Origin of the sequence: Mucilaginibacter sp., from assembly GCF_964263795.1 — a bacterium.
In the GTDB taxonomy this organism is placed as follows: Bacteria; Bacteroidota; Bacteroidia; order Sphingobacteriales; family Sphingobacteriaceae; genus Mucilaginibacter.
Genome location: NZ_CAXVWK010000062.1, coordinates 1 through 25,369, shown reverse-complemented (window position 1 = coordinate 25,369; position 25,369 = coordinate 1). Strand labels below are relative to the sequence as shown.

Genomic DNA, 25,369 nt, shown 5'->3' with positions numbered 1-25,369 from the left:
TTTTCGGGTATCGAGCGCACCTATCAGGCCTGGAACGGGATTCCCGACTATATCATCAGTGATGAGAGTATCCCCAACCGCCGCCGTTATAATGAATTGGGCCTTATGCCGGATGGTAGTTATTATAAAGACCAGGTAGATAACTACCAGCAAAACCATTATCAGTTACTTTACGATCAGCGGTTGTCTGACAAAGTATCGTTTAGCGGCGCATTGCATTATACAAAAGGGTTTGGTTATTACGAAGAATTTAAGGCCGACGCCAGCGTAGCTGATTACGGCTTAACCCCGGTTATTATAGGCGGCACAACAATTACCAATACCGATCTGGCCCGGCGCCGCTGGCTGGATAACGATTTTTACGGTGTCACCTACGCGCTTAAATACCTGCCGTCAAATAAGCTTAACTTTACTTTGGGCGGCGCTTACAACCGTTACACGGGTGCGCATTTTGGCAACATTATTTATACCCAACAAAGTGCAGGCATTGGCCCAAACTACGAGTACTACCGTGACGACGCTAAAAAGAATGATTTCAATATTTTTGGCCGTGCAGAGTATAAAGCAGGTGACCTGACTCTTTTTGCTGATATGCAATACCGCCGTATTTATTATTCGTTCTTAGGTTTCGACAGGAATTTAAACAACGTACAGCAAAATGCAACACTCAATTTTTTTAACCCTAAAGCGGGGGTAACTTATGAAATTGATGAGCATAATAATGTTTACGCTTCTTTTGCTGTGGGCAATCATGAGCCTAACCGCGATGATTATACCAACAGTACCCCGGCCAGCAGGCCTAAGCCAGAAAACCTGAAAGATTTTGAAGCCGGGTACCGTACCACTGGCGATGTTTTTAAAGGGGGTGTTAACGGGTTTTACATGCTTTACAAAAACCAATTGATCCTTACGGGATCATTAAATGACGTGGGTGCACAGATCCGCAACAATGTGGATAACAGCTATCGCGCCGGTATAGAGTTGGATGGGCGTGTAAAAGTGGCTAAACAACTGAGCGTTGCAGCAACCGCTACATTAAGCACCAATAAGATCAAAAATTACAGCCAGTTTTTTAACAACTACGATGATAATACGCAGGCCGAGATCTTTTTAAAGAAGACCGATATTGCTTATTCCCCATCCTTCATCACATCCGGCGAAGTAAGCTACACACCTTTTACAGGTGGCGAAATTGCACTGATAGGCAAGTACATCAGCAGCCAGTACCTGGATAACACCATGAATACCAACCCAACTGCGTTCCCGGTTGTGGTGAGTAATCGTTTTGCAACCAACCGCCAACTGGATGGGTATTTTGTAAGCGATGTAAGAATGCGCTATAACTTTAGTGTTAAATCGGTAAAAAATATTGGTATAGGTTTGCTGGTGAACAACATCTTCAGCAAAAAATATGAAGCTAACGGCGCTACCTATCCGGATATTGAAGGTGGCCACGTAATTAACTACAACTATTATTTTCCGCAAGCCACGCGCAATTTCCTGGCTTCGGTTAACCTGAGCTTTTAATATGCAAAGCTGGGTAGCATTATTTATAGACCAGGGAAAGGCGACTACCTGGCTGGAGTGGCTGGCCGTAGTGCTTGGCGTTGCCGAGGTATTGCTGGCAAAAGCAAACAAAGTGTGGCTGTACCCAACAGGTATAGCCGCCACTTTACTGTCAATATATTTATTGGTTAATGCGGCGCTTTATGCCGAGTGCCTGCTTAATGGTTATTATGTGGTAATGAGCGTTTACGGATGGTATTACTGGATAAAAAAACGAAACGAACCACCCGTAAAAGTAACTTACGCCAGTAGGCAGGAATGGGTTACAACTTTGCTTATTGTGTTTGCAGGCTGGGGTTTATTATACCTTGCCCTTGTAAACTTTACTGCGTCAACAGTGCCGGTTTGGGATGCCTGGGTTTCATCAACAGCATGGGCGGGTATGTGGTTGCTGGCCAGGCGCAAGATCGAGAACTGGATCCTGCTCAATATCAGTAACCTTTTTGCTATCCCGTTGCTGTACCACAAAAACCTGGTGATGTTTGCTGTACTAACGCTCATCTTATTTGTTGTAGCCATTTTCGGTTACATCGAATGGCGAAGGATAATCCGAAATACGGATTCTCCAAACAGTGACAAAGGGTTAATTAATTCAACATTTTCCCTTTCGGGGAATACGGAGGCGCAACATGGCGTATAACCATCACCCGTCGGCTTTAATGCAGCCGGATTGGACGGCAATAATTCGCGACCATGCAGCCGGGGCCGAGCAGTCAGAAAGGCTTCATCCGGCACAGCTGGAGCTGGTTTATCAGCAGCAATGGTTTAACCTGCTGGCACCCGCAATTTATGGAGGCCAGGAAACACCCCTGCCCAAACTGGTGAAAATTGAAGAGGCCTTAAGCTGGGCCGATGGCAGCCTTGGCTGGGTAGTAACCCTATGCAGCGGCGCGGGTTGGTTTGGCGGTTTTATTGACCCGGGTTTAGCACAAAGCATTTTTGCTCATTCACATGTATGCCTTGCCGGCAGCGGTGCAGCCACCGGTACCGCAAGGATTACCGGCAACGGCTATACCATCAATGGCGATTGGAAATACGCGAGCGGGGTGCACCATGCTACCCATATCACCATCAATTGTGAAATTACCGGCACTGATGGGCCTGTGTTAAATGCAGACGGATTGCCACTGGTGCGACCTTTTGTGATAGACCGCCAGGATGCACAGCTGCATAAAGGATGGAAATACATGGGCATGGTAGCTACCGGCAGCGATGCCTACACGATAAGCGACCTGTATGTAGATCGTAACCGCTGTTTCGAGATTGATGCTACTGCAGCATTAATTGACAGTAAATTATATACCTACCCGTTTTTGCAGCTGGCCGAGGCAACGCTCGCGGCCAACCTATCGGGCATGGCGATGCATTTTTTAGACCTGTGCGTACCCGCCTTTCAAAATAAGGCAACCAACATTCGGCGGGTAAACCTGGCCAACGTTGCAGTGATGGACGAAGCATTGCTTAACGCAGGCAATTTAATGGGCCAGGCACGAGAAGATTTCTTTGCCGCCGTAGGTGCCTCATGGAATTGCCCGGATGACCAGCAGTTACTCAGTAAGGTAAGCAGATCGAGCCGGATGCTGGCCAAAGTCGCCCGCGAATGCGTGGACGAATTATTCCCTTACTGCGGCCTGTTAGCGGCATCAACAGAAACCGAACTGAACCGTGTTTGGCGCGATTTGCATACTGCCAGCCAGCATGCGCTACTTACATTTTTAGAGTAGACCGCTGGCAGGTATTTAACAACACCGTAACGCAAATATCACATTGTATTTTAAATGCATTTGTGATATTTGTGTTTTTAATCGTCCCCCACTTCGCACACATGAAGAACAAAATACTGCTTATTTTAGCACTGGCAGGCGCCACTCTTAGCTCATCAGCCCAAACAAAAAAACCTTTACCCGTATCCGCACAAACATTAGCCCGCCCCAAACTGGTGGTAGGCCTGGTGGTTGATCAAATGCGCTGGGATTACCTGTACCGCTTTTATGACCGTTACCAGGCAGGCGGCTTTAAACGCATGCTTAACGAGGGCTTTACCTGCGAAAATACGCTGGTTCCTTACATCCCTACCGTTACAGCGGCAGGCCATACCTGTGTATACACCGGTTCGGTACCGGCTATACATGGCATTGCAGGTAACGACTGGACCATACAGGCAACCGGCAAATCTATGTACTGTACTGATGATAGCACTGTAGTTGGCGTAGGCAGTACATCTGCCGCGGGCAAAATGTCGCCCCGCAATTTGCTGGCCAGCACCGTTACAGACGAACTGCGTTTAGCAACCAATTTCCGCTCAAAGGTTATCGGTATTGCTTTAAAAGACCGGGGCGGTATACTGCCCGGAGGCCACGCTGCCAATGCTGCCTATTGGTTTGATGATGCTACCGGCAACTGGATAACCAGTACTTATTACATGACCGACCTGCCGGCATGGGTTAAAACATTTAACGCGAGTAAACCGGCCGAAAAATATTTAAAACAAGATTGGAATGCCTTGTACCCGATAAATACTTACGTACAAAGCGCGCCGGATAACAGCCCGAAGTATGAAGGCAAATTTGCCGGTACCGATGCGCCAACCCTGCCGGTTAAAACATCTGCTTTGTATAACGGCCGCATGGGCATGATCCGCAGTACGCCTTACGGTAACACCATGACGCTTGATCTGGCTAAAGCTACCATTGAGGGCGAGGCTTTAGGCAAAAATGTAGTTACCGACTTTTTGGCGGTAAGCTTATCGTCGACAGATTATGTAGGGCACCAGTTTGGCCCTAACTCGGTTGAGGTTGAAGATACTTACCTGCGCCTGGATAATGACCTGGCCGCTTTTTTTACTTATCTTGATGGTAAACTGGGCAAAGGCAATTACAGTGTATTCCTTACTGCCGACCACGCCGCGGCACACAACCCGCAATTTTTAATTGACCATAACATCCCTGCAGGTGTTTGGAACGATAGCCCGGTGCGCACCGCCTTAAACAAATTGCTGGAAGATAAGTACAAAGTGAAAAACCTGGTGCTGAATTTTGGCAACTACCAGGTGAACTTTAACAATGCAGCCATCAAAAAAGAAAACCTGAGCAATGAAGGCTTAAAAGCAGATTGTATAGATTTCCTGCAAAAACAGCCGGAAATTGCTTACGTGGTAGATATGCAGCGCATTCAATCGGCAAGTATGCCTGATGAATTGCGTACACGCATTACAAACGGTTACAATGCAGAGCGCAGCGGTGCTATCCAGATTATACTGAAACCGGGATGGTACAGCGGCCATGGTGCAACCGGTACCACGCATGGTACCTGGAACCCTTATGATGCCCACATCCCGTTGGTGTTTATGGGCTGGGGAATTAAGCACGGCAGCCTGACCCGCGAAACCCATATGACTGATATTGCCGCGACAGTTGCCCAGTTGCTGCACATCCAGGCGCCAAACGGAAACATTGGTACAGCCATTGGCGAGGTGCTGAAATAAAAATACAGCCATCACAGTTTAAATATAATTTAATTAGGCTGTGGTGGCATCGTTTTGTCAGTGGGTTAATTTTACTTCGTTGATTATCAATGCGTTCATGTTAAACGCTTGCGTTCACGGCCGTGAACGTGAACACCCCGCACGTTATCGCCGTCGCGTTTTCTATCTTTGGAGATATTGCGATAACCTTTTATAAATGAAAAAATACATCTCCAGGTTCCATTATTTAACGCAGGACCTGCCTAACCGCAGCCATGCCGAGCAGGCCCAAATTGCCTGCGAAGCCGGGGCCAATTGGGTGCAGTACCGCTGTGCGAGTAAAACCGATGACGAGATGCTGCCCGAGATCCACCAGATCGCATCCATATGCGATGACTGGGGCGCTACGCTTATTTTGGCAAACCATTACCATTTGCTGGATAGGGTTGATGCGCAGGGCGTCCATATCGAAGACCTTAACGCCGATTTTGCTGCCATTCGCAAAGCGATAACAGATGAAAAGACCTTAGGTGCATCTGCATATAGCTTACAGGGATTAATGCAAATTCAAAATACAGGTGCAGTTGATTACTGCGGTTACGGACCGTTTGCACACACCGATACACGGCCCAACGATAAAGCGCTGTTAGGTTATGATGGTTACCGCAAGTTAGAGCGCCAACCCATTAGCATCCCGGTAATTGCGGTGGGCGGCATTCAGCTAAAAGATGTGGAGCAGCTTATCAAAACAGGTGTTTATGGCATTGCGGTATCCGGCACGGTCAACCTCTCGGCTGATCCGGCAGGGATGATCAAAGAAATTTACAGGAAGCTTTATTAAAGAACTCCGGCTGCATTTATTCCGCGGTGCTTTAGGTAGATATGCTCATCTAATATTTGTCCGTTTTTAAACACCACACCTTTTAGAATACCCTGCTTTTCATAACCCGCCTTTTCCAGCACACGCATGGAGGATGGGTTCCAACTAAACACACCGGTTTGCAGGCAAATTATATCAAATTGATTAAAAGCATAATCTGTCATCAGTTTGGTAGCTTCTGTCATTACACCCCTACCCCAAAAATCTTCACCCAGCCAATAGCCGATAACGGGCGACCGCTCGAACACATCGGCCCTAAACTCAATGCCAATGGTCCCGGCGAAACGGCCGCCAATCTCTATTACAAATGAGGTGATGGGATCTTCGTCTATCTTTAAATTGATAAAAAATGCTGCATCAGCCAAAGTATATGGCGACGGGAAGCGGTTGTACAGGTTGGCCGCTATTTTGGGATTATCTGCAAGTCGTTGCAATTCTTTGGCATCATCACGTTGCCATCTGCGAAGCCGGAATCCGTCGCCTTTAATTTCCATTTTGTAACAATCAAAGCGTTAAAAATAGTAATATTACTTTAACTGTTAAATTGCACCGGCAAACAGCCTTTTCTTTGATCAATTTAAACATGAAAAAACTTTTTACCCCATTATTGCTCCTTGTATTTGCCGGCGCTTCGGCCCAGAAATTGGAAAAGCTTACCGTAGAAAAGATCATGCGCGACCCCAAATGGATGGGGGTTTCGCCGTCAAATATCCGTTGGAGTGATGATAGCCGTAAAGTTTATTTTAACTGGAACCCTAAGAATGAAGATCGGGATGGAATGTATTACGTCACCACCGCCAATTTAAAACCTCAGGATCTTAACCTTGCCGACCGCAAAGTGCTGGTGCCCGAAAATGGTAAGCTTAATAAAAAAGGCACATTAAAAGTTTACGAAAAAAATGGGGATATTTTTCTGTTAGATATCAAACCGGGCAAAGTAGTGCAGCTTACCAATACTACCGCCCGCGAAAGCAACCCTACCTTTAGCGGCGACGAAACCAGCATTATCTTCACAAATGAAAATGATCTGTTTGCCATCAAATTAGCCAAAGGCGAACTAATCCAGTTAACCAGTTTTGTAAAAGCTGCTGCGGCTACCCCGGCAGCTGCAGGCCGCAGAGGCGCTGCCGGTAACACCCAGGGAGGCAACGAACAGGAACGCTGGCTCAAAAAACAACAGATGGAACTGTTTGATATAATCAAGGTTAATGACAAGAACCGCAAACTCGATTCGGTAGAAAGGAAAGAATCCCAGCCAGTCAAACTCCGCGAGATCAATATTGGCGATAAGCGCCTGGGCAGTACCCAGCTTAGTCCCGATGGCAGATACGTTACCTACCGTTTAACGCAACCTGCCGAAGGCGCTAAAAATACCATCGTCCCTAATTATGTAACAGCTTCGGGCTATACTGAAGATATACCTAACCGCACCAAAGTGGGCAGCCCGCAATCAACCTCCGTTAACTACATTTTTGATAAGCAGCGCGATACCGTTTACAGCATTATTACAATGGATATCCCGGGGATAAAAGATCTGCCCGACTATTTAAAAGAATACCCAAAACAGTTAGAAGAACGCAGGAAAGCTAATGCCGACCGCAAAGTAGATATCAGCAATGTTTACTGGAGCGAAGACGGTAAAAGCGCTGTTGTTGCGGTTGAATCGCAGGATAATAAAGACCGTTGGATCATGAAGCTCGATCCGCAAACCGGTAAGCTTACGCTGCTTGACCGCCAGCGCGATGAAGCGTGGATAGGTGGACCTGGCATCAGCAATTTCGGTAACAGTTTGGGGTATATCGATAACACCCGCTTTTATTATCAGAGCGAAGTAAGCGGTTACTCACACCTGTACATTGTTGATGTTTTAAACGGTCAGAAAAAGCAGCTGACCAGCGGCAAGTGGGAAGTGCAAAGCCTGCGGCTTTCTAATGATAAAAAAACGTTTTATTTTACGGCTAATATCGAACATCCGGGTATTACACATTTTTACCGCATCCCGGTAACCGGGGGTGTGCCGGTTAAACTTACATCGATGAAGGGTGGCAATGAGATTGACCTTTCGCCTGACGAAAAATGGCTGGCCATCCGCTATTCTTATGCTAACAAACCCTGGGAGCTTTACCTGCAAGCTAATAAGCCCGGCGCAAAGGCGGTGCAGGTAACCAACTCAGTAACCGACGAATTTAAATCATACCCATGGAAAGTGCCCGAAGTAATTAGCTTTAAGAACCGTTACGGAAAGGATATTTACGCCCGCGTTTATCAACCTAAAAACGCTGATCCTGCCAAGCCAGCCGTAGTGTTTGTTCATGGCGCAGGCTATCTGCAGAACGTACATTACTGGTGGAGCAGCTATTTCCGCGAATATATGTTCAACAATCTGCTGGTTGATAATGGCTATACGGTTATGGATATTGATTACACTGCCAGCTCGGGCTATGGCCGTGACATCCGTACGGGTATTTATCGCCACATGGGCGGCGCCGATTTGACCGACCAGGTAGACGGCGTGAAGTTACTGGTTGATAAATATGGCGTAAATCTTAAGCATGTTGGCTTGTATGGCGGCTCTTACGGAGGGTTTATTACGCTGATGGCATTGTTTACCCAGCCGGATGTTTTTGCTGCAGGCGGCGCTTTACGGTCTGTTACAGATTGGGCTCACTATAACCACGGGTACACTTCAAATATTTTAAATGAACCTTACGACGATGAGAAAGCCTACCGCCAAAGCTCGCCAATTTACTTTGCCGATGGCTTAAAAGGCCACCTACTGATGGCGCATGGTATGGTAGATCAGAATGTAAACTTTCAGGATATTGTAAGGCTTACCCAGCGATTGATAGAACTGCATAAAAGCAATTGGGAACTGGCACCGTATCCGGTAGAAGACCACGGTTTTGTACAACCCAGCAGCTGGACAGACGAGTATAGCCGGATCTTTAAGCTTTTTGAAGACAATTTGAAAGGAAAATAAATGAAAAAACGAATTAGCGTTTGTTTAATCCTTTATACTGCCTTTGCCTGCACCCCGGCCAAACATCCGGCTACAGTACAAATCAGCCTGATTAATAACAAGCAGTCTGTACAGTTCAAAGGTTTGGATTATGCCGTAATGCGGGAGATCGGCCGCGACTCGTCAGCGCAGGAGTGGCAAAGCCTTATACCCGTGTACCGCATGCCGCAGGATACAGATATGAAAAACTACCAGCCCGAGCAGCCCGGCAGGTATCAAATTAAAGACAGTGCGGTTGTATTTACCCCCGATACACCTTTTGCGGCCGGGCGCGTTTATTTTGTGCGTAACTACCGCTTAGGCGAGGGCGCAACCCTTGCCGATTATCTAAAGGGACGCACTCAACCAGGGCGAACACGCTTTACCGATTTGATTTTTAAGCAATAAGCCCTTGAATTTTAGATTTTTTATGCTATATTTGCATCTGAATTAAAAAAGAGGGGGCGATTAGTCCCCTCTTTTATTTTATCAATCAAATTATCATCCACCCCATTGCTATCGGGATAAAAGGAAAATTTACGGTAATGAATATTGAAAAAAGAGTAACGGAACTGGTTGAAGAGAAAATAGCCGATATGCCCCATCTGTTTTTGGTGGACGTGAAAATGCATTCGAACGGAAAGCTCATTGTACTGGTTGACGGCGATAGCGGCATAGGTATAGCAGATTGCGCCGCAATAAGCAGGCATGTAGGCTTCCATCTGGAAGAGGAGAACGTAATTGAGGAGCCTTATAATCTGGAGGTTTCATCACCGGGCATAGATACCCCGTTGGTTTTAACCAGGCAGTATGAAAAAAACATTGGCCGTACGTTAGCTATTAAAATGGACGATGGCACAAAGCGTGAGGGTACGCTGTTAAGCGTTGCCGGCGATGCGATAACCATAGAAGAAACAATAAAACAAAAGGGGAAAAAGGCTGAGGTTGTTGAAAGCGTTATCCCGACAAATAACATAACAGAAACAAAGGTTTTAATATCATTCAAGTAGAAGATGAGCAATATTAATTTAATTGATTCTTTTCAGGAATTTAAAGATTTCAAGAACATTGACCGCCCAACCATGATGAGCGTTCTGGAAGACGTTTTCAGAAGCATGATCAGGAAAAAGTACGGTACAGACGAGAATTGTGACGTGATTGTAAACACCGATAATGGTGACCTGGAGATCTGGCGTACACGCGTGGTAGTTGAAGATGAGTTTAGTGAGGATGATGACCTGGAGATTGAACTGGCCGAAGCAAAAAAATACGACGAGGATTTAGAAGTAGGCGATGATTACGTTGAACTGATCACGTTAGAAAGCTTTGGCCGCCGTGCTATTTTAGCTGCGCGCCAAACCCTGGTATCTAAAATATTAGAACTGGAGAAAGACGAGATCTTCAAAAAATATAAAGACCGCGTAGGCGAAATTGTAACAGGCGAGGTTTACCAGGTTTGGAAAAAAGAAACTTTGGTTTTGGATGATGAAGGTAACGAGCTTTTATTGCCGAAAACCGAGCAGATCCCTGCCGATTATTTCAAAAAAGGCGATAGCGTAAGGGCGATCATCAGCAAGGTGGATATGCTTAACAGCAATCCAAAGATCATTATATCCCGTACAGCACCTGAGTTTTTACAGCGCTTGTTCGAGATGGAAGTGCCGGAGATTTTCGACGGTTTGATCACAATCAAAAAGATCGTTCGCGAACCGGGCGAAAGGGCCAAGGTTGCTGTAGAATCTTATGATGACCGTATCGATCCGGTTGGTGCCTGTGTAGGTATGAAAGGGTCACGTATCCACGGTATCGTACGCGAACTGAAGAACGAAAACATTGACGTAATTAACTACACAAATAATATACAGCTGTACATACAGCGTGCTTTATCGCCGGCCAAGATCACCTCTATTAAATTAGATGACGATAAAAAAACGGCTGCTGTGTATTTAAAGCCCGATCAGGTATCGTTAGCCATTGGCCGCGGCGGCCATAACATTAAACTGGCAGGTAAATTGACAGGGTATGAAATTGATGTTTACCGTGAAGCTGATGAACATGATGAGGATGTGGATATCGAAGAATTCTCTGACGAGATCGACAGCTGGATATTAGACGAATTCAAACGCATAGGGCTTGATACCGCGAAATCTGTATTGGCACTATCGGTTGGTGAGTTAGTTAAGCGTACCGATCTGGAAGAAGAAACGGTAAAAGAAGTTTTATCAATTCTGCAGGCGGAATTTGAATAAACGAAATAACACGAATAAAAAATCGTATTTTTGCGATAATTAGAGAGAAAATTTAATAAATGTCAGAAGACAAATCCATAAAATTAATAAAAGCAGTAAAAGAACTGAACATTGGTATGGGTACCATTGTCGATTTTTTGGCTACCAAAGGTTTCAAAGTTGAAAAGCAACCGATGGCCAAGCTGGATAACGATATGTATACCACCCTTTTAAAGGAATTTGCTGTCGACAAAATTATTAAGGAGGAGGCCAAACAGATCAAGATAGGCAACATCCGCAAGGAAGAAGGCGTACAAACGCCTGATCGCCCTGCAGAGCAGCCGCGCCGTTCACGTGATTTTGAGAACGAAGAGATCCTGATCAAAAACACGGGCCACTTTTCTTCACCGCAGGTTGAAAAGCCTAAACCGGCCGAGCCGGCACAACCTAAAACCGACGACCGTAGTGATGCGTTGCCTGGTGTAAAGGTAATTGGTAAGATAGACCTTAATAACCTGGGTGCAAAAGCACCGGTTGCAGAAAAACCTGTAGCGGCACCCATCCCGGAGCCCGTTGCAGAAAAACCTGCACCTGTTGTTGAAACGCCTAAAGCGCCAGAACAGGTTGCAGAAAAACCTGCGCCTGTTGCCGAAGCACCTAAGGAAACGCCGCCGGCAGAGCCAGTTGTAGAAAAACCTGCACCTGTTGCCGAAGCACCTAAGGAAACTGCACCGGTAGAGCCGGTTGAAGAGAAACCTGCAGCTGCCGCACAGCCCGAAGCTACGGAAGCACCTGTTGCAGCAGAAGGTGATGATGTGATCCGCGCGAGTGCAGAGCGTTTAAGCGGCCCTAAAATTATTGGCAAGATACAACTACCGGTTAACGCTCCAAAGCGTAACCCTGTAGCTTCGTCGTCAAGTGCTGCGGGTAACGCGGCAGATCAGAAACGTAAGCGTAAACGCAAAGACCAGCAAGGTGCCGGTGGAACAGGTGGCCAGCAGGCCCCGCCAAGCGGAACCATCAACCCTAACCGTCCCGATTTCAGGAACAGGCCGACAGGCCCTCCGGGTGGTGGCAACAGGCCCGATTTTAGAGGCGGCAGAAATGCACCTCCAAGTACCGGCCCTAAAGAAGAACCTTCAGAAAAGGATATACAAGACCAGATCAAAGCTACACTTGCACGCTTAAGCGGCGCAGGTAAGAGCGGTAAATTTGCGCAGCGTGCTAAGTTCCGTCGTCAAAAAAGAGATGATGTGGCCGCAACTGCCGAAGAACTGGCAATGGAGCAGGATGCCCAGTCGAAAGTTTTAAAGGTTACCGAGTTTGTTACCGCAAACGAGCTGGCCCTGATGATGGACGTTTCTGTAACGCAAATTATCTCTACTTGTATGAGTTTAGGGATGTTTGTATCCATTAACCAACGTTTGGATGCCGAAACGCTTAGCATTGTTGCTGATGAGTTTGGCTACCAGGTAGAATTTGTTAAACCACAGGACGAAGAGGCTAACCTTGATCAGGAAGATAACGAGGATGAGTTAATCTCACGTGCACCTATCGTTACCATTATGGGCCACGTAGATCATGGTAAAACATCGTTACTTGATTTTATCCGCAAAACAAACGTAATAGGTGGCGAAGCGGGTGGTATAACCCAGCACATTGGCGCTTATGAAGTTACATTGCCGGATAACAAAGGAAAAATAACATTCCTGGATACACCGGGTCACGAGGCGTTTACCGCTATGCGTGCAAGGGGTGCACAGGTTACCGATATTGTGATCATCGTAATTGCTGCTGATGACAGCGTGATGCCGCAAACCCGCGAGGCCATAAACCACGCGCAGGCTGCAGGCGCGCCGATCATCTTCGCCTTTAACAAAATTGACAGGCCGGGTGCTAATGCCGATAAGGTACGTGAGCAACTATCTGCCATGAATATATTGGTTGAAGAGTGGGGTGGTAAATATCAAACGCAGGAGATCTCGGCAAAAACCGGTTTAAATATCGAACTGCTGTTGGAGAAAGTATTGCTTGAGGCTGAATTGCTTGAACTGAAAGCTAACCCTAACAAACGTGCAGTAGGTACAGTTATTGAGGCTGCCCTTGATAAAGGCCGTGGTATTGTTACCACCATCCTGGTACAGGCAGGCCGCTTAAAGGTTGGTGATCCTATCCTTGCGGGTTGTTATAGCGGGCGTGTAAAAGCGTTAACTAATGAGCGTGGCCAAAGGGTTGAGTCTGCAGGGCCTTCAACACCTGTACAGGTATTGGGTATGCAGGGCGCACCTACCGCGGGCGATAAATTCAACGCCTTAGAAAGCGAAGTTGAGGCACGTGAAATTGCAAACAAACGTTTACAGTTACAACGCGAGCAGGGCTTACGTACACAGAAACACATCACACTTGATGAAATTGGCCGCCGTTTGGCAGTTGGTAACTTTAAGGAACTTAATATTATTGTTAAGGGTGACGTGGATGGTTCTATCGAGGCGTTGTCAGATTCGTTATTGAAATTGTCTACCGAACAGATCCAGGTTAATATTATATCTAAAGCTGTTGGTCAGATCTCCGAATCAGACGTCTTGCTTGCATCCGCATCCGATGCGATCATTATAGGTTTCCAGGTACGCCCGTCAGGTGGTGCCCGTAAGCTTGCCGAAGCAGAGCAAATAGATATCCGTTTGTACTCGATCATCTACGATGCTATCAACGAGATCAAGGCAGCGATGGAAGGCATGTTGGCCCCAACCTTCGAAGAGAAGATTGTTGCGAATGTGGAAATCCGCGAAACCTTCAAGATTAGCAAAGTGGGTACCATTGCAGGTTGTATGGTGTTAGATGGTAAAATTACCCGTAACAGCAAGATCCGCATCGTTCGTGATGGTGTGGTAATCCATACCGGCGAACTGGCTTCACTAAAACGTTTCAAAGACGATGTGAAAGAAGTTGCAACTAATTACGAGTGTGGTTTGAACATAGCTAACTACAACAATATCGAAGTTGGTGATATTGTAGAAGCCTATGAAAATGTTGAAGTGAAACGTAAATTAGCCTAAGGGTTATTTGACCGAATATTTAAAGGGATGGCAAACGCTATCCCTTTTTTGTTTAACAGACTTGTAGATTCTTGCAACAATTAGTAACAATTTTACCGTGTTTCTACTTAACAAGTTTCTCTCGTCACTTACATACAGGGTAAAATCTACTCTTAAAATCCCTTTTTTCTTGTTACACCCACACGCCTTGGTTTCGGGGCTATCTTGCCGGCATCTTCCTCATCCGCACCGTAACGGCGGGCCATTTTAGCAATGCGCTCTTCCATTGTTTCGGTGGTCAGCTTTTCGCGGCCCAGGCTATCTACCATAATCGGGAAGGCAAACGGCGTTGGGCGTTCAATAACTTTTAACACGATACTTTGCGTTTGGATGCGTTGCAGGGCTGCACGCAACCGGAACTCCTCTAACTGAAAAGCCAATGCTTCGTTATAAGCCTGGCGTACCAACAGGTTATCAGGCTCATATTCATTAAATACTTCAAACAGCAGTGAAGTAGACGCCTGTAAATGCTTGTTTTTTACCTGTTGCCCCGGGTAGCCGGTAAATACCAGGCCACCGATGTGTGCAATATCCCTAAACTTGCGGCGCGCCATTTCATTGGCGTTCAAGCTATGCTGGATGTCGTCTATCAGGTTGTCTATTGAGAAGAACGCCGCATCTTCCAGTGCTTCTTCAATCGGTATATCTTCGTCGGTCAACAGTTCAAAGCCATAATCATTCATAGCGATTGAAAAACTTGCCGGTTTTATTTTAGATATGCGGTAAGCCAGCAGGCTTGCCATGCCTTCGTGAACCAGCCGCCCTTCAAACGGATAGAACAATAGGTGGTGTCCTTCCCTTGATTTAAACGACTCAATCAAAAATTCGTGGCTTTGCGGCAGGTGCGATAGCTTGGCCTGCAGATCGAATAGCGGCTTCAATGCCTTTACTTCCACATCAGTTTCAATGCCGTGTGCTACCTCATCGAGCTTGTCCCTAAAAACGGCCGATAACTGTGAAGATAACGGCATCCTGCCACCGGCCCAGCTGGGGATGAGCCCTTTGGTTGCTTTAGATTTTTTTACAAAAGCGGTCATATCCTTCACCTTTATAAACTCCAGGCTACGGCCGGCAAACCAAAAGGTATTACCCGGCTTAAGTTTGCTGATAAATCCTTCTTCAAGCGTACCCAAACTGCCTCCGCTCAACCACTTTACGCGGATACTCAGCTCGCTGGTTATAGTGCCGATGCTTAAACGGTGGCGCATGGCCACCCGGCGACTGTTCACCTTAAACATGCCGTTTTCCACTTCTACCTTTAAAAATTCATCATACTGGGCCAGGGTTTTACCGCCATTGGTGATAAACTCCAGCAGCTGATTATATTCATCACGCCGCATATCGGCAAAGGCATAGGTCGATTTGATCTCGTTATACAATTCATCAGCAGTAAAACCATCAGATACTGCCAGGGTAACCATATACTGGATCAACACGTCGAAGGTGAGAAGCATCGGGTCGCGGCTTTCAAACACGCCTTTTTTGATGGCACTTTTCAGCGCGGCGCCCTCCAGTAATTCTAACGAATGTGTAGGCACATAATACGCTTTTGATATCGCTCCTGGATGGTGTCCGCTCCGGCCCGCACGTTGCATAAATCGCGCAACCCCTTTTGGACTACCCACCTGTACAACGGTATCCACTGGCCTGAAATCTACCCCAAGGTCAAGGCTCGATGTGCAAACTACCACCTTTAGTGCTTCTGCATGCAAGGCTTGTTCTACCCAGTTACGCAGTTCGTTATCCAACGATCCGTGGTGCATGGCCATAATGCCGGCATACTCCGGGTAATTATCGATAATGGCATGATACCAAATCTCGGCTTGCGAACGGGTGTTGGTGAAGATCAGGGTGGTTTTGCTCTTTGCTACTATTTCCATCACCTGCGGCAGCAGCTTAACGCCAATGTGGCCGGCCCACGAGTAGTTCTCAATGTTTTCCGGAATAACGGATTCTATAACCAGTTTCTTATCCACATTAGCCCTCACCATCCTAATCTGCTCCGGAGGGAAATTGTTGCCAAGCAGTACCTCGGCTGCCTGTTCCAGGTTGCCTATGGTAGCAGATATACCCCAGATGCGAAGAGGTGCGAGGAGCGGGAGTTTAAGTGCGGAACCTATTCTGCCCTCCTGTGCCCCGCTTCGCTCCAAATTCCCCGTTCCAAGTCCTTTCAACCTACTTAACCCCAGCTCTACCTGTACACCACGTTTGGTGCCCAGCAACTCGTGCCACTCATCGCATACAAACACCTGTAAGCCCTGAAAAGCTTTGGCGTATTCTTTTTGCGCCATCATCAGGTGCAAACTTTCGGGGGTGGTTAACAATACCTCGGGCAGCTTGCGTTTCAAGGCAGCTTTCTCTGCAGCAGATGTATCACCTGTGCGGGTCATGATGCGCCAGGGCAGGCCTAGGTCATCACACACTTCCTGCATCGCCTTACGGATATCATTGGTAAGTGCACGCAGCGGCGTTATCCAAAGCATCAGTAAGCCGTTGTTTTTTTGGGTGGTGTAAGTGTCCGGGTATTTGTTGATAAACTCTGCCAGGAACGGCAGGAAGAGCGCAAAGGTTTTACCACTACCGGTAGGCGCGTTGAGCAAACCTGAGAAGCCCGACAAGTAGGCCGCTTCCATTTCTTTTTGAAACGGGAACTGCTTCCAGTTTTTTTGCTTATACCACTGCTGTATTACCTTTTGGCCTTTTGTGATCATTTAGTTTGCTAACAATATACTTTGTTTTGAGTTATAACTATCAACTTTAAATAACATAAATTGTTACGTTATGGATACTTCTAAATATCTAATCATCCCCCTTATTGCCATTGCATCGGCGGCTTGTAACCCTAAGCCTAAGCCGGCCAACCTCGATGCCTTGAAATCAACCGATACTGCTCTTATCCTTAAAACAGAGCCCGCCGATTCTTCCAAAAAACAACCAGACACGGTTGCGGCAATCAGCTCAGATGAGGGCGCCGGGAAGCCAATTACAGCACAGCGGCTCATCATTCCGGGTAAAAGCATCGGGCAAACCGGGATTAATGAGAGTATGGAAAACGTATACAACAGGTTTGGTAAACCCGATAGTTCTGATGCGGCAATGGGTAGCGCTTTAGCGGTATGGTATGCAGATCATAATAAAGCAGGATATAAAACGGCTATATTTTCGCGCCATAATTACAACGGTAAAGATGATATCTTCCAGTACGTGAAGCGCATTTTGGTTACTTCGCCTTATTTTAAAACAGCAGAGGGTTTGGGCGTGGGCAGTAACCTAAATGATATCCAAAAGCAATATGCACTTAAGCCGGGCAATGGTTATAAAGATAAAGGCCGGCAAATAAACGTTTTTGATAACGTTGCAAAAGGTATCTCTTTTGAAATTGACCCGGTCACCAACAAATGCGTTGGCGTGCTCATACAAAAGCCCGGGGATGCAGCAGGCTCGTACCTTAATATGAATTAAAAATAAAAGCCCTGCTATAATTAGCGGGGCTTTTATCCGGATGGTGCTTAAGCTTAGCAGCAATTATTTCGTTTCTGCAGCTGCTTTTTTCTCCGGAACAAGTATCAGCTTGATGAAATTGGCCGGATTAAGATATTTATTAGCCGATGCCTTTGTGCTGGCAACCGTTATCTGCTCCAGATTTTTAACGTGGAAAAGTATGTTGGCGGCATCTTGTCCGTTCTGCGCGGCGCCGGCAAGGTAACCCGCCCAAAATACATTCTCTTTCAATTGCGATTGGGTAGAACGTGCTTCTTCGGCAACAAATTTATCAATGTCGGTTTGTGCTGCACCGGCTTGTTTCAATTTGCCAATCTCCTCTTGCGTAGCGGCTATCAGTTTGTCAACATTAGCTTCGGCACAGCTAAAGTAAATGGTAACTGTGTAACGGCCGCTTGGTATCTTCACATAATTTATACGTACCCCCGGCGCATAAGTGCTGCTTTCCTGCTCGCGCAGGCGCTCGGTAAGTTTGATGTTCAGGATCTCTTCCAATGCATCCAACTGCATATTATTGGCCTCGTTAAACTCATAAGTGCCACTGTACACCAGCTGTACCGTAGCCTTATCATCCAGGACTTTATTTACAACCTTGGTTATTTGACCGGGGGTTGGGTAAATCTGCCGGTCTTTAAAAGTTTCTTTTTTGTTGGATGACGGCAGGCTGCCCAGGTAAGTTTCCAGGTAAGGAATCATCACATCAGGTGTAAAGTTGCCTACTACGGTAAAGGTAAAGCCGCTGGCATCGGCAAATCTGTCCTTATAAAAATCATAAGCCTTGTCTAAGCTGGCAGCCGATAACCGCTCGGGCGTTGTTACCATCGCACGGAAATTATGGTTATTAAGCACAGCCGCTACAGTATCCTGAAAAACGCTGCCCGGATCAATACCGCGTGTTTGCAGCAACGATTTGGTTTGGTTGATATTACCCTGCCAAATATCTTTATCCTTACGTGGCTGGGTAAAATAAAGGTAGATGAGTTGCAGGGCTGTCTCAAAATCGCGCGGAGATGCGCTGGCAGTTACGCCCTGCGATATATCACTAATGTAAGGCGTTACCCGCAGGTTTTTGCCTGCAAGCATTTTATCTAACTGGCCCTGGTTAAAATCGGCTACGCCGCTGTTTGATATAATAGCGGTAGACAGGTTGGCAGATGTAAAATCGGCATCACTTGCCAGCGATGTGCCGCCAAAACTATTGCCGTTGATCAGTATCTGATCATTTTTAAATTGTGTTGGCTTAAGTATTAACTTAACACCGTTGCTCAACACATAACTGGTGGTACCAATAGTACTGTCACGGGTTGCGCTGACCACTTTGCCCGGTGCCGGGGCTTTTTCCATCAGCGGCCTAAAGGTTACATTATCTACATAAGCCGTAACATTTTTACCGGCGGTGTTTACCCAGTCTAAAATGGTTTTGTCTGATGGAAGCTTGTCTTTATCTTTTTCAGGTGCCTGCACTATTACTACCCGGTTTTGATCGGTAATGAATTTTGCTGCAAATGCATTCATTTGCGGTACAGTAATTTCGCCAATATTTGCTGCGTAAAAGGCATATTCGAAAGCTAGACCCGGGATGGCTTCGCCGTTTAAAAAGTTTTGCTGGTACTCTCTCACAAAATTGCCGGATGCGGTTTTGTTACGCTCGTTATAAGAGTTTTGAATTTGTGCCAACGCTGCCTGCTTAGCGCGTTCCAACTCTGTTAGGGTAAAACCAAATTTTCGGGCGCGCTCTGTTTCTGCAACCATGGTTTTCAAACCATTTTCCAGATCGCCCGGTTTGGCAACCACCACTGCCGAAAACGCATCCTGCTTACCTACCAGGTTGCCATAGCTGGCCCTGCCATATAAAAACGGAGGCTCGGGTTTTTGTTGTAACTCGTTTAAACGCTCGCCCATCATGTAATTAAACAGATTAACGCGCACGCTTTGCATATAGGCAGGTGCATTGGTAACAATTGCCTGCGGGTGTTTTACTACTATCTGCGCAAGTGTGTAGGGAAACTCCGGATCGGTGGCTATTTTAACCGCTGTACCGGGCGTAGGTGGCACATTGTACTGTGTCCTTGGTTTTTCACCGACAGGGTTTCTTAACGCGCCGAAATTTGACCTGATCAGTTGCTCAACCTCTTTCACGTCAAAATCACCAACGGCAATTACTGCCTGCAGGTCCGGGCGGTACCAATCCTGGTAAAAGGACTTAATTGTTGCAGCGTTAAAGCTTTTAAGCACTTCATCTTTACCAATAGGTAACCGGGAGGCATAGCGTGAATTATTTAAAAGAACGGGCAGGGTTTGCTGGCTTAGGCGTTCTTGGGCGTTACGGCCACGCAGGCGTTCCTCTTCTAATACCACGCCGCGTTCCTTGTCAATCTCGGCCTGGTCAAAAGTTACGTAACCCGCCCAGTTCGCCAAGATGTTAAAAGCCTTTTTAAACACGGTGGCACTATCGGTAGGGACAGGCAACTGGTAAACCGTTTCATCAAAAGATGTATAAGCATTCAAATCGGCACCAAAACGCACGCCCGACTTTTGCAGATAATTAACCAGATCGTTCTTGGGGTAATCGCGCGTACCATTAAAAGCCATGTGCTCGGTAAAGTGGGCAAGGCCCTGCTGGGCATCGGTCTCCAATATCGAACCGGCCTTATTAACCAGGTAAAGTTCCGCACGGTTCTTAGGCTGTTCGTTATGGCGGATGTAGTAAGTTAAACCATTAGGCAATTTACCTATCAATACATCACGGTCTACCGGTAAAACATCGCCCTTTACTTGCTGGGCTGCGGCATTTGGTTTTGTTTTGGGCGATGGTGCTGGCTTTCTTTTAACCTGTGCCATTGCACTGCCCGATGCGATGATCACAGCCAGGGCGGTTACAGAAAGTTTCCTGTTGAAATTCATATAGTTAATTATGGGGATAAAACACTAAGATGCTAAACGAAATTGTTAGTTACAAATTGTTTACTTGTCTTTAAAGGCGTCCTGCATCAGCTGTTGTAACTCAGCCTGGTGGGCTGCAACGGTTTGCTGGCCCATTTGCGCACCCTTTTGAAATAGGACAGGTTGTTTTTGGTTAAGTTTTTTACCCAATGGCGATAAGTAAAATACGGTAAGCTCCTTTAATTCCTTTTCGGTAAACTCCTGGGCATACATAGCCGCCATTTGGTCTTTCAGTAAGTCCCAATTCATGTACTTGTTCATAAAACCGGCCATTATTTCGGTAAACTTTACTTTCTTATCATCCGGCACGCCTGTAGATGCCTGCTTGATCATCGAAGATATGTTCTCTTTCATTTGTATGCCCGCGCCTGATGCCACAAGAGCGTCTTCGGCAGCCTTTAGATGAGCAGGGGTAATAACAGTAGCCGCGGTTTGCGCTTTAGCGGCGAAACAAAAGAATAAAAAACAGGTAATTATTAGATATAACTTCATGTGCTTACGATCTGAATATTTTGATAAATATCTGTAATACTTACCAAATAAAATAAAAAAAACGCCTTGGTTTCAAGGCGTTTTTTTTAGAAAAAGCAGGTGTTAATAAACTTGTTTTGCTCTGCTATCTCCGGAGCCGAAATAAAAATTGACTACTTTTTTGTCGCCCTTATTAGGCAATAAAAAGCTTGTACCCATATACAAGTTAGTTGCCATATTGAAATTGTTCGAAATATTTAACGTGTATAAATTGTTAAACGAATCGTAATTGGTTGCTTTTAAAAACGATCCTTTAGCATTAGTCAGCAACGTGCCGTTGTTATCACGTTTAAGGTGGATGTAACCAACGCCACCTTCAGGTGAGTTAGTACTTATTAATTTTCCGTTTAAATTAGTTATACCGGCCAATAGTGGTGCTTTTTCCACAACTGTACCTGTTATGTCAACCAATTCTACGTCAACTTTTGAATTGGCATCATAAGTATAGCTATTTACATCTATCGATGCGCCATTAGTATTGTAAATATTAGACACGTTTAAGCGCTCAATTTGATACTTATTACCAACGGCCGACAATAAAACATAGTTGTAGTAGTAATAGTATGGACTTAATGGAATGTATAAGTTATTGCCCGCTTTATCTGCGGACACTTTAAAGTAAAGTGCGTTGTTCATAGTTGGTACCGAAGCATTAAAACTGTTCACGTTAAAGTAGGTCGTAATATTTGCTATACGTGGTAGACTATTTGGAAAAGTTTTCACAGCATCATCCTCGGTAGCATTTACATACAGTTTTTGATTGGCGCTAATCTGATCAAAGGTTAGTGTATATCCGTTAGGCGCAGCCGGCAATTTTAATGAATAAACCCCACCGGCCGTTGTATAAACAGGGAATGATACGGAATAGTTGCCAACTGCACCATTTGGAATGCTTGCAGTTGCAGTAACCAGCACATTTGCGCCTACAGTTTCGGGCGTTAGATTGGTCAGATCCGTTTCAATATACAAGGTACCCGTTAATTCGTTGGTTGGAGTACTTATATTCCACAGTTTAGCAGCCCCTTTTGTAATGTCCTGTTGTAAGATTTGTGTTGCTGCATAGCCCGATTTTGATACCAAAAACGAACTGGTAGCGTACAAAGTAAGTGCGGTAAAGCTTGCCGAACCCTGGGCATTAGTTTTTGCTGTAAATATTTTGCCTTCCGAAGACACAGTTACGTCGGCATCGGCAATGGGGGTATTAGTTACAACATCTAAAACGGTTACACTATAATCCTGCCTCTTTACTGCTGCTGCATTGGCGCGTGTTAGGCTATCAGTTAATCTTAGCTGGTTACGCGCTGCCGTATTTATCAACTCTTGTAACGCAGTTGCGCCTTTTTGTTTAAGTGTCTCCAGGTCAATCTCATGCTGATATTTTAAAGTCAAAAGTTCTTTTTGAGCTTCTAAAGCACGTTTTTCGTCGAACTCGTTTTTTGAGCACCCCGCGATAAAAATGGCAAGTAAGATAAAAATTAGAAAAGTAAATTTTGTTTTCATAAAAATTAATTGGGTGTGTTTGGTGTTTTGCTGATTACGCTAATTTATAGCGGTAGTATGATGCCGAATTTGGTTATAAAGGAATTAGACCTGATATCAGTCCCGAACCCGCTTTTTTCCGTGTAAGAATAATCTTCACGGGCAGGCGTAATACCTTGCAGGTATCTAAAATCAATCAACATAATTACTTTAGAAACTAATGGAAGCTTAATGCTGGCACCTGCTATAAAATTGAAGCGGTTTTTATCATACTGATTCGTTACAGTCCTGGAGTCTGTTATGGTTGCTATGAAATCTTCTCCGGGTAACAAATCCCCGGTTTTTTTGTAATGATCGGTAGCATTGTAAAGATATGCATAACTGCCACCGGCGTATATTGCAGGCATCCAGGTTTGTTTAACTTTAAAAGTATACTTAACTAAAAGCGGAATTTCGATACTGTTTAATTTAACAGAACTGGTCGTAACGTTCTTAGTCTCTATGCTTTCGGGCAAGCCAAATCTTGTGTCATCCTTAAATGTGATCAACTGCCCGCCCTGTTGTAAAAGGTTAGCCTCTGCCTGTAAACTTAAGCCTTTATATAAAGTATAATTTATAAAAAGGCCAGCGTTATACCCGGTGTTGTACCCTGTTTGTGGCTGATTATTAGTAAACTTATTTAAAACGGCACCGCCTGTTATTCCAAATTCGAATTTGCCTGACTGTTTGGATGCCGGTACCTGGGCTTTTGACTCGTTAGTTTTGTTTTGTGCTAAACTTACCTGGAAGGAAAATTGGGATATTAAAAAAATTAGGCAGCAGAATTTAACAGGTCTGCAATAGACGTAGTAACGCGATAAAGACATTATGTGTATAAGGGTTTAGTAAGGGTAAAAATAAACATTTTATCCATTGTTACTTAATATGGCTGCTTATTTTATTGTGTTTTATATCTTGACAAATATTTTACGACGATACAACACCCACATTATCAGCCATAATATCAGCACGATTAAAAGAGCACCTGCAAGTGAGGCATTTATAGGCGACAGGTACGGCACAAACAAGGTTTGGTAAACCGATTTATCACCAATTTTGATCCAGTTAAAGTAGTGCGGTATAAAGCCTGCAAGCACGTAGGCCGTAATGGCATTTGTCCCGAATACTACAAATGGATAGGTAAAGCGCTTGTGCCCCTGCACATCTATCAGCCAAAAGCAGATAGCAAGGCCTATAGTGGCCAGCCCGCCGGTGTAAAGCACGAAAGAACTTGTCCATAAAGCCTTGTTGATAGGAAAGAACAAATCCCATATCAGGGCGATAACTACCGCGATTACGCCGTACGTAAACATCCAGCTAACCTTTGTGGTATCGTCCCTGTCTTTTCGCTTTAGCCAGGTGCCTACGCGAATACCAAATAAGCCGGTGCCAATAGCAGGTAAAGTGCCCAGCAAGCCTTCAGGATCCCAGGTTTTGGACGATTTCCAAAGATGATCGGTGGTAAAAACCAGTCTGTCTACCCAGGCGCCCATATTGGTTTCGGGGTTCAAATTAGCATAGCCCACGCCCGGCACCGGTACAAAGGTCATGATGATGTAGTAGCCGATAAGCACGCCGGCCAAAAGCCAGTCGCGTGTTTTTTGCGAAGTTTTTAAATAGATGATGGTGCAGATAAAATACACCAGGGCTATGCGGGGTAATACTCCCGGCAGGCGCAAATGCGCAAGATCAAAATTCCAGCGCAGTATCAGTTGCATGCTCCAGGTAATAAGCAGCAGAATAACCGTACGGCGCAATGCCGTAAGGATAATTTTACCGTGCCCGGCACCGTTAGCCTTTTTACTTTCCATCGAATAAACTATCGATACGCCTACCATAAACAAAAAGAAAGGGAACACCAGGTCGGTAGGCGTACAGCCGTTCCACTCCGAATGTTCGAGCGGCGCGTAGATATGCCCCCAATCGCCCGGGTCGTTAACCAGGATCATAAAGGCAATAGTAGCTCCACGAAAAACGTCGAGGGAGAGGAGTCTTAGGTTTTTAGTAAAAATTGTTTCTGTCATGTTATTATCCTGGAGAATAGCTGTTCAGCATGGCAACAGTTATGTTAAATAAACTTATTATTCCTTTTGCATTTGTCCGATATTTAAAAACGGAACATTTACCATAATCATTGAGTTGAATTTGGTTGACAACGTTGCCTTTTTTAATATATATTTTTAGCTGTGGCAGCGATGTTAATGGGCAATTCAATACTTTATTGTTTTCATATTCGTATTCCGACGGCTGTTTAATGATCTTATTAAATGCCCGAAGAATTTTTCTGTCGCTAATTCTTATTATCGGACAAATATTGCCTGCCGGTTCTAAGCTGTCAATTTTAAACTCATCTCCGGTTAAAAAATATAGTGTTAGACTGCCTTTTTTCCCAAATAAGTCTAACTTGAAAATGTATGTTTGCAGTTTACCATTCTGTTGATATTCCTTACTAATGTAAATCTCCGCTTTTTGAGCAAGTGCGATTATTGGTAAACTCAGCAATAAGACGAATATTCCAATCTTCATTTTTATGCTTCTTAAAACACATACCTCACAAAGGCCTCCATGGCGGCATATTCAGCTAAACCGAGTTTATCATAACTTTGCGCTGTTTCGCGGTTGCGGTCTTCGGCACGCACCCAAAAC

19 protein-coding genes are annotated in these 25,369 nt (G+C 45.4%); 11 read left to right on the top strand and 8 right to left on the bottom strand.

All coding sequences use genetic code 11. The features are described 5' to 3' along the window. The 5 genes from ACE5CV_RS11925 to ACE5CV_RS11905 form a co-directional block, all read left to right on the top strand. Positions 1–1,527, top strand: a 1,527-nt coding sequence (locus ACE5CV_RS11925) for a TonB-dependent receptor (protein WP_374950404.1), incomplete at its 5' end; no start/stop codon positions are given. A gap of 1 nt (position 1,528) precedes the next feature. Then, positions 1,529–2,206 carry a nicotinamide riboside transporter PnuC gene (gene pnuC / locus ACE5CV_RS11920; protein WP_374950403.1) on the top strand — a complete coding sequence of 226 codons (678 nt, stop codon included), beginning with the start codon at positions 1,529–1,531 and terminating at the stop codon, positions 2,204–2,206. Continuing rightward, positions 2,196–3,290 (top strand): acyl-CoA dehydrogenase, encoded by a 1,095-nt coding sequence (locus tag ACE5CV_RS11915; protein WP_374950402.1) that lies wholly within the window; start codon positions 2,196–2,198, stop codon positions 3,288–3,290. Before pnuC ends, ACE5CV_RS11915 begins: the two co-directional genes overlap by 11 nt. A gap of 101 nt (positions 3,291–3,391) precedes the next feature. Next, positions 3,392–5,050 carry an alkaline phosphatase PafA gene (gene pafA, locus ACE5CV_RS11910; protein ID WP_374950401.1) on the top strand — a complete coding sequence of 553 codons (1,659 nt, stop codon included), beginning with the start codon at positions 3,392–3,394 and terminating at the stop codon, positions 5,048–5,050. 196 nt (positions 5,051–5,246) lie between these two features. After that, positions 5,247–5,870, top strand: coding sequence for a thiamine phosphate synthase (locus ACE5CV_RS11905; protein WP_374950400.1), 624 nt, complete (start codon positions 5,247–5,249; stop codon positions 5,868–5,870). On the opposite strand, the gene ACE5CV_RS11900 is transcribed toward ACE5CV_RS11905, so the two are convergent. Continuing rightward, complete coding sequence (locus tag ACE5CV_RS11900; protein ID WP_374950399.1) at positions 5,867–6,403, bottom strand: GNAT family N-acetyltransferase; 537 nt, start codon at positions 6,401–6,403, stop codon at positions 5,867–5,869. The genes ACE5CV_RS11905 and ACE5CV_RS11900 overlap by 4 nt on opposite strands. An 89-nt stretch (positions 6,404–6,492) precedes the next feature. On the opposite strand from ACE5CV_RS11900, the gene ACE5CV_RS11895 reads away from it, so the two are divergent. The 5 genes from ACE5CV_RS11895 to infB all read left to right on the top strand — a co-directional run bounded on the left by ACE5CV_RS11895 (position 6,493) and on the right by infB (position 14,191). After that, positions 6,493–8,889 (top strand): prolyl oligopeptidase family serine peptidase, encoded by a 2,397-nt coding sequence (locus tag ACE5CV_RS11895; RefSeq protein WP_374950398.1) that lies wholly within the window; start codon positions 6,493–6,495, stop codon positions 8,887–8,889. Next, on the top strand, positions 8,890–9,315 hold the full coding sequence (locus tag ACE5CV_RS11890) for a hypothetical protein (RefSeq protein WP_374950397.1): 426 nt from the start codon (positions 8,890–8,892) through the stop codon (positions 9,313–9,315). Between the two features lie 137 nt (positions 9,316–9,452). Further along, the gene (rimP, locus tag ACE5CV_RS11885) at positions 9,453–9,917 is read left to right on the top strand and encodes a ribosome assembly cofactor RimP (protein ID WP_374950396.1); all 465 of its coding nucleotides are present in this window, start codon (positions 9,453–9,455) and stop codon (positions 9,915–9,917) included. A gap of 3 nt (positions 9,918–9,920) precedes the next feature. Further along, positions 9,921–11,156, top strand: coding sequence for a transcription termination factor NusA (gene nusA / locus ACE5CV_RS11880; protein WP_374950395.1), 1,236 nt, complete (start codon positions 9,921–9,923; stop codon positions 11,154–11,156). A 59-nt stretch (positions 11,157–11,215) separates the two neighbouring features. Beyond that, entirely contained in the window at positions 11,216–14,191 is a 2,976-nt protein-coding gene (gene infB, locus ACE5CV_RS11875) for a translation initiation factor IF-2 (RefSeq protein ID WP_374950394.1), read from the top strand. A 152-nt stretch (positions 14,192–14,343) separates the two neighbouring features. Here infB and ACE5CV_RS11870 read toward each other — a convergent pair whose 3' ends face one another. After that, positions 14,344–16,941: a ligase-associated DNA damage response DEXH box helicase gene (locus tag ACE5CV_RS11870; protein WP_374950393.1), complete on the bottom strand. Its 2,598-nt coding sequence runs from the start codon at positions 16,939–16,941 to the stop codon at positions 14,344–14,346. Between the two features lie 70 nt (positions 16,942–17,011). Between ACE5CV_RS11870 and ACE5CV_RS11865 the strand changes: the two genes are divergently transcribed. Next, a complete protein-coding gene (locus ACE5CV_RS11865) occupies positions 17,012–17,692 on the top strand; it encodes a hypothetical protein (RefSeq protein ID WP_374950392.1) in 681 nt (226 codons plus the stop codon). A 63-nt stretch (positions 17,693–17,755) separates the two neighbouring features. Here ACE5CV_RS11865 and ACE5CV_RS11860 read toward each other — a convergent pair whose 3' ends face one another. The 6 genes from ACE5CV_RS11860 to ACE5CV_RS11835 form a co-directional block, all read right to left on the bottom strand. After that, positions 17,756–20,635 carry a M16 family metallopeptidase gene (locus tag ACE5CV_RS11860; RefSeq protein ID WP_374950391.1) on the bottom strand — a complete coding sequence of 960 codons (2,880 nt, stop codon included), beginning with the start codon at positions 20,633–20,635 and terminating at the stop codon, positions 17,756–17,758. 60 nt (positions 20,636–20,695) lie between these two features. Beyond that, a complete protein-coding gene (locus tag ACE5CV_RS11855) occupies positions 20,696–21,166 on the bottom strand; it encodes a DUF2059 domain-containing protein (protein WP_374950390.1) in 471 nt (156 codons plus the stop codon). Positions 21,167–21,268: 102 nt separating this feature from the next. Next, positions 21,269–22,705 (bottom strand): hypothetical protein, encoded by a 1,437-nt coding sequence (locus ACE5CV_RS11850; RefSeq protein ID WP_374950389.1) that lies wholly within the window; start codon positions 22,703–22,705, stop codon positions 21,269–21,271. A 44-nt stretch (positions 22,706–22,749) separates the two neighbouring features. Further along, positions 22,750–23,550: a porin family protein gene (locus ACE5CV_RS11845; RefSeq protein ID WP_374950388.1), complete on the bottom strand. Its 801-nt coding sequence runs from the start codon at positions 23,548–23,550 to the stop codon at positions 22,750–22,752. 81 nt (positions 23,551–23,631) lie between these two features. Then, positions 23,632–24,747, bottom strand: coding sequence for an acyltransferase family protein (locus tag ACE5CV_RS11840; RefSeq protein ID WP_374950387.1), 1,116 nt, complete (start codon positions 24,745–24,747; stop codon positions 23,632–23,634). A gap of 4 nt (positions 24,748–24,751) precedes the next feature. After that, positions 24,752–25,249: a hypothetical protein gene (locus tag ACE5CV_RS11835; RefSeq protein ID WP_374950386.1), complete on the bottom strand. Its 498-nt coding sequence runs from the start codon at positions 25,247–25,249 to the stop codon at positions 24,752–24,754. Positions 25,250–25,369 lie beyond the last annotated feature (120 nt).

Excerpts from the sequence above, each read along its gene's own strand:
- pnuC (WP_374950403.1), top strand. The coding sequence starts at position 1,529 with ATGCAAAGCTGGGTAGCATTATTTATAGACCAGGGAAAGGCGACTACC.
- ACE5CV_RS11915 (WP_374950402.1), top strand. The coding sequence starts at position 2,196 with ATGGCGTATAACCATCACCCGTCGGCTTTAATGCAGCCGGATTGGACG.
- pafA (WP_374950401.1), top strand. The coding sequence starts at position 3,392 with ATGAAGAACAAAATACTGCTTATTTTAGCACTGGCAGGCGCCACTCTT.
- ACE5CV_RS11905 (WP_374950400.1), top strand. The coding sequence starts at position 5,247 with ATGAAAAAATACATCTCCAGGTTCCATTATTTAACGCAGGACCTGCCT.
- ACE5CV_RS11900 (WP_374950399.1), bottom strand. The coding sequence starts at position 6,403 with ATGGAAATTAAAGGCGACGGATTCCGGCTTCGCAGATGGCAACGTGAT.
- ACE5CV_RS11895 (WP_374950398.1), top strand. The coding sequence starts at position 6,493 with ATGAAAAAACTTTTTACCCCATTATTGCTCCTTGTATTTGCCGGCGCT.
- ACE5CV_RS11890 (WP_374950397.1), top strand. The coding sequence starts at position 8,890 with ATGAAAAAACGAATTAGCGTTTGTTTAATCCTTTATACTGCCTTTGCC.
- rimP (WP_374950396.1), top strand. The coding sequence starts at position 9,453 with ATGAATATTGAAAAAAGAGTAACGGAACTGGTTGAAGAGAAAATAGCC.
- nusA (WP_374950395.1), top strand. The coding sequence starts at position 9,921 with ATGAGCAATATTAATTTAATTGATTCTTTTCAGGAATTTAAAGATTTC.
- infB (WP_374950394.1), top strand. The coding sequence starts at position 11,216 with ATGTCAGAAGACAAATCCATAAAATTAATAAAAGCAGTAAAAGAACTG.
- ACE5CV_RS11870 (WP_374950393.1), bottom strand. The coding sequence starts at position 16,941 with ATGATCACAAAAGGCCAAAAGGTAATACAGCAGTGGTATAAGCAAAAA.
- ACE5CV_RS11865 (WP_374950392.1), top strand. The coding sequence starts at position 17,012 with ATGGATACTTCTAAATATCTAATCATCCCCCTTATTGCCATTGCATCG.
- ACE5CV_RS11860 (WP_374950391.1), bottom strand. The coding sequence starts at position 20,635 with ATGAATTTCAACAGGAAACTTTCTGTAACCGCCCTGGCTGTGATCATC.
- ACE5CV_RS11855 (WP_374950390.1), bottom strand. The coding sequence starts at position 21,166 with ATGAAGTTATATCTAATAATTACCTGTTTTTTATTCTTTTGTTTCGCC.
- ACE5CV_RS11850 (WP_374950389.1), bottom strand. The coding sequence starts at position 22,705 with ATGAAAACAAAATTTACTTTTCTAATTTTTATCTTACTTGCCATTTTT.
- ACE5CV_RS11845 (WP_374950388.1), bottom strand. The coding sequence starts at position 23,550 with ATGTCTTTATCGCGTTACTACGTCTATTGCAGACCTGTTAAATTCTGC.
- ACE5CV_RS11840 (WP_374950387.1), bottom strand. The coding sequence starts at position 24,747 with ATGACAGAAACAATTTTTACTAAAAACCTAAGACTCCTCTCCCTCGAC.
- ACE5CV_RS11835 (WP_374950386.1), bottom strand. The coding sequence starts at position 25,249 with ATGAAGATTGGAATATTCGTCTTATTGCTGAGTTTACCAATAATCGCA.